The organism is Desulfosarcina sp. (assembly GCF_041551955.1).
Classification (GTDB): domain Bacteria; phylum Desulfobacterota; class Desulfobacteria; order Desulfobacterales; family Desulfosarcinaceae; genus Desulfosarcina.
Map to the genome: position 1 here is coordinate 1 of NZ_JBFELV010000438.1, position 4,199 is coordinate 4,199.

General features: G+C 43.6%; 5 protein-coding genes. 1 reads left to right on the forward strand and 4 read right to left on the reverse strand.

Going from position 1 to position 4,199, the window contains the following annotated elements:
* Window positions 1-90, forward strand: a 90-nt coding sequence (locus ABYV26_RS21960) for a multicopper oxidase domain-containing protein (protein ID WP_372683500.1), incomplete at its 5' end; no start/stop codon positions are given.
* A gap of 33 nt (window positions 91-123) precedes the next feature.
* Here ABYV26_RS21960 and ABYV26_RS21965 read toward each other — a convergent pair.
* From ABYV26_RS21965 to ABYV26_RS21980, 4 genes are all read right to left on the reverse strand, one after another.
* On the reverse strand, window positions 124-939 hold the full coding sequence (locus tag ABYV26_RS21965; RefSeq protein ID WP_197740411.1) for a ZIP family metal transporter: 816 nt from the start codon (window positions 937-939) through the stop codon (window positions 124-126).
* A gap of 104 nt (window positions 940-1,043) precedes the next feature.
* On the reverse strand, window positions 1,044-1,577 hold the full coding sequence (locus ABYV26_RS21970) for an isoprenylcysteine carboxylmethyltransferase family protein (protein ID WP_372683497.1): 534 nt from the start codon (window positions 1,575-1,577) through the stop codon (window positions 1,044-1,046).
* Window positions 1,578-1,693: 116 nt separating this feature from the next.
* The gene (locus tag ABYV26_RS21975) at window positions 1,694-3,832 is read right to left on the reverse strand and encodes a heavy metal translocating P-type ATPase (RefSeq protein WP_372683498.1); all 2,139 of its coding nucleotides are present in this window, start codon (window positions 3,830-3,832) and stop codon (window positions 1,694-1,696) included.
* 21 nt (window positions 3,833-3,853) lie between these two features.
* The coding region (locus ABYV26_RS21980) for an ArsR/SmtB family transcription factor (RefSeq protein ID WP_372683499.1) at window positions 3,854-4,199 on the reverse strand (346 nt) is incomplete at its 5' end.

Here is a 4,199-nt window from a genome sequence, read left to right on the forward strand (position 1 = left end):
TACCATTGTCACAACTTGGAGCATGAGGATATGGGGATGATGCGTAATTATTTTGTAAGGGACACCGATAGCACTGGACAACGCATTTAAAATGCACGTACGAAGATAATGAGTGTTATAATATTACCCAAGAGCCACATCCAAGGTCATCATTACCGCAAAACCTAACATCGCGCCGATGGTGGCCACGTCAGAATGTTTTTCAAGCTGGGATTCTGGAATCAACTCTTCGACCACCACATAAATCATCGCGCCCGCCGCAAAAGCAAGTGCATATGGAAGGATCGGTCGCATGTATATGACGGCGACGGCTCCCAACACACCAGCCATCGGCTCCACCACGCCGGATAATTGGCCGTACCAGAAGCTTTTCAATCTTGAGAAACCTTCTCGGCGGAGAGGGACAGATACCGCCGTTCCTTCGGGAAAATTTTGAATCCCTATTCCTAAGGCCAATGCGATTGCACCACCCAGCGTGGCCGATGGTAGGTCGGCCGCCAGTGCACCGAACGCGACTCCCACAGCAAGACCCTCAGGAATATTGTGAATCGTGATTGCCAAAACCAACAGAACGCTCCTCCGCCAGCTGGTGCTGATCCCTTCGGCTTCTTCCGTTGGAAATCCTGGATGCAGATGAGGAAGGAGTTTGTCAACGATCCAAAGAAAAGCGCCACCTAAAAGAAAACCGGAGGTAGCAGGGACCCAGGCAGGCAAACTTGACTCTTCAGCCATTTCGATCGCAGGGGCAAGCAAAGACCAATATGATGCTGCTATCATAACACCTGCAGCAAATCCAAGCATTGCATCTAAAACTTTTCGATTGATGGTTTTAAAAAAGAAAACCAGCCCCGAACCTAGCGCAGTCATGAACCAGGTAAACAACGTCGCAATAAAAGCCTGGAGAACCGGACTCAAGCCTAAAAAGAAATCTATATTCATATAAAGTTCTCCAATTTTAGACCTGTTAGGAAAACGAGACACCAAATCATCAAATATTGTTTCACTCCAATAGCGTCATATCTTGCCTGTCCCAATGTATCAATTCAGTACAAATAGGGGAAATATCTTTTTGTGGTTTTCAGATAGTCAATATACGCTTGGCCATGGGTTTCCATGAGATGTTCTTCTTCCATTCTTACTTGAAATTCAATCGATATATAGAACGTCACTACCCATAATAGGATTAGCATATTATGAAAAATCATCAGCGTTCCCAAACATATCAAAAAAAGGCCGCTATAGGTTGGGTTGCGAATTTTTTTAAAAACACCAGTGGTGATCAATTCGGTCTTTTTTCTATCAATACCAACCCGCCACGATCTGCCCATCTCCTTCTGTGCTCTCCAGCAAAGCAAAAGTCCGAACATGCCAAGTGCATATCCGCTAAGATATAAATATTCGTGTTTTAAAAAAAATAGTAAGCCATTTTCGAAATGTCCGTTGAAACCAATTATATGAAGAAAAATTATCAATCCGATGAACAACGACAACAGGCGAGATAATTTGGCTAAAAACTTTTGAGAGGGTCGTTTGTCATGGTATATCACGTCTGGATCATTACCGTAATCTATAATCATAGTAACTCTTTTTTGCCACCATAGATAAAGGTACCCGAGAAACAAAATGAGTACTAATAGACCTTCAACTTGCCCTACATTCATACTAATCACCACCCTCATTAAAATCGAGCCAGTTATGATGGATCGTTTTTTCTTCCGATTATTCTCGTAGAGTTGATGACTGCTAACAATGCAGTACCCATATCCGCGAATACAGCTTCCCACATCGTTGCCAAACCCATTGCCCCAAATATAATAAATATTCCTTTAACGGAGAATGCCAACATAATATTCTGCCAGACAATCCTGCGTGTCTGTTTAGCAATCGAAACCGCTTCTGTCATTTTCATGGGAGAATCGTTCATCAAAACGACATCTGCTGTTTCAATGGCAGCATCGCTTCCAAGTGCACCCATTGCCACTCCAACATCAGCGCGAGCAAGCACAGGCGCATCGTTGATTCCGTCGCCAACAAAAGCGATTTTACCATTCCCTACAGTTTCTTTGCTCAGTTTTTCAAAAATTCTGACCTTATCTTCAGGAAGCAGTTCTGCATGAAAGCTGTCGATTCTTAGTCTATTGGCTACAGCACTCGCGGCACAATTATTATCGCCGGTCAACATCGCAATATGCTCTATGCCTTGTTTTCTAAGTAATTCTATAGCTTTAAACGCATCCGGCTTAATTTCATCTCCAATTGAGATGTAGCCTGCATAGTTTGCATCCACAACAATATGAGCTACGGTATCCTCAAATTCACATTTTGAGTGATCGATCGACTCCACGTGTAAAAGGTTATCATTTCCAACCATTATTGAATGATCTTTGTACCGGGCTTTAACGCCCCGCCCTGAGAGCTCAATATGACTATTAATCTCGGTAGGATTCAGTTTGCGCCCATTTTTATTGAATTCATCAATAATTGATATGGCTATCGGATGATTCGATTGAAGCTCTGCTGCGGCTGCAAATTCCAGAAGTTGATCTTTGGAAAAACCATTTAAATTTACGATATCTTTTACTTTGAATGATCCCTTGGTTAAGGTCCCGGTTTTGTCGAAAACCACCGTTTTCACGGCTGCTAATACATCAATAAAGTTTGAACCTTTTACTAGAATGCCTTTACGAGAGGCCTTACCGATTCCACCGAAATAACCCAGTGGAATACTGACAACTAAGGCACAAGGGCATGAAATCACCAAAAGCACGAGTGCCCGATAAATCCAGGTGTGAAAAGATGCTCCAGTTGCAATGGGCGGAATAAAGGCGATGCCTGCTGCGATCAACACCACTACGGGGGTATAATATCGGGCAAAAGTGGTCATAAACTTTTCGGTTTTTGCTTTTCGTGCAGTGGCGTTCTCTACAAGATCCATTACCCTGGAAATAGAAGATTCGCTGAAAAGTCGAGACACCCGAGCCGTTAATGCTCCGTTTTTATTAATCTGTCCAGCCAATACAGTGTCTCCGGGCTTGGCATTGACGGGCATGGACTCACCGGTTAGAGCAGATGAATCCAGTTGAGAGTTTCCGGTAATTATTTCACCATCTAGCGGTACCTTTTCACCGGGCTTAATTAGCATGAAATCTCCGACTTCCACAGATTCAGGAGTAACTTCCTTATACCCATCAGGTGTTTTTAAGTTAGCCTTGTCCGGTTTTGCTGCCAATAGCGCTTTAATTGAGCGGCGTGAGCGAGACACAGCCAGATCCTGGAGTAGCTCGCCGATTTTATAAAAAATCATCACTCCTACAGCTTCAGAATACGCATGAATTGCCAGCGCTCCGCCGGTGGCTATCACCATGAGCACATTTTCGTCGAATAACCTCCCACTGCGGATCGTTTTAAAAGCGCCAAGCAGAACATTCCAACCTGCGATCAGGTAGGCAACAAGTACTATGGCGATTTCCAGTACAGAAATAGGTTGCCTATGAAACCAGTCTTCAAAAACTAGTTGCAAGAGGAGCAAGGCTGCAGCAACAATCAGAACTCCAAGCTCTTTTTTGAGTTTAGTTTTTACGGATTCTTCGTTGTGGTCATGCGATGCGGATTCTTTAGATTTCGGTATTAGCTCAACTTCGGGTTCAATCCTGCGGACTTCTTCTATGATCTGCGAAATGTCCTTCGCTTTCACATGAAGGGTAAGGCTGGCGAAGTCGAGCACAGCATCGTTGACCCCATTTACGGCTTTAAGCCCATTTTCAATTTTTGCCGCACACGAGGCGCAGTCGAGGTTTTTTACGCTATATTTTTCTGTCTGTAGTTGTCCCATTATTTCTATCTTTCAAATGTGTTATGGCTCTTGCGTATGTTCCATCCCTAAATTTAATAATTCACGGATGTGTTCATCTTCCAGGCTGTAATATACGATCTTTCCATCACGCCGGGCTTTTACAATTCGTGACTGCTTTAAATTCTTTAGTTGATGAGAAACTGCTGGTTGTTTCATCTTTAACAGCGCACAAAGGTCACACACACACATTTCGGATTCGCTCAAGGCCCATAAGATCCCAAGCCTGGTGCTGTCTCCGAAAAGCTTGAACAGATCAGAGAGTTCATAGAGTGCTACGGGATCAGGCATTTTTCGTTTTACCGACTTAACGATTTCACCATGAATTCCCTTTGTCATGCAGGTTTCA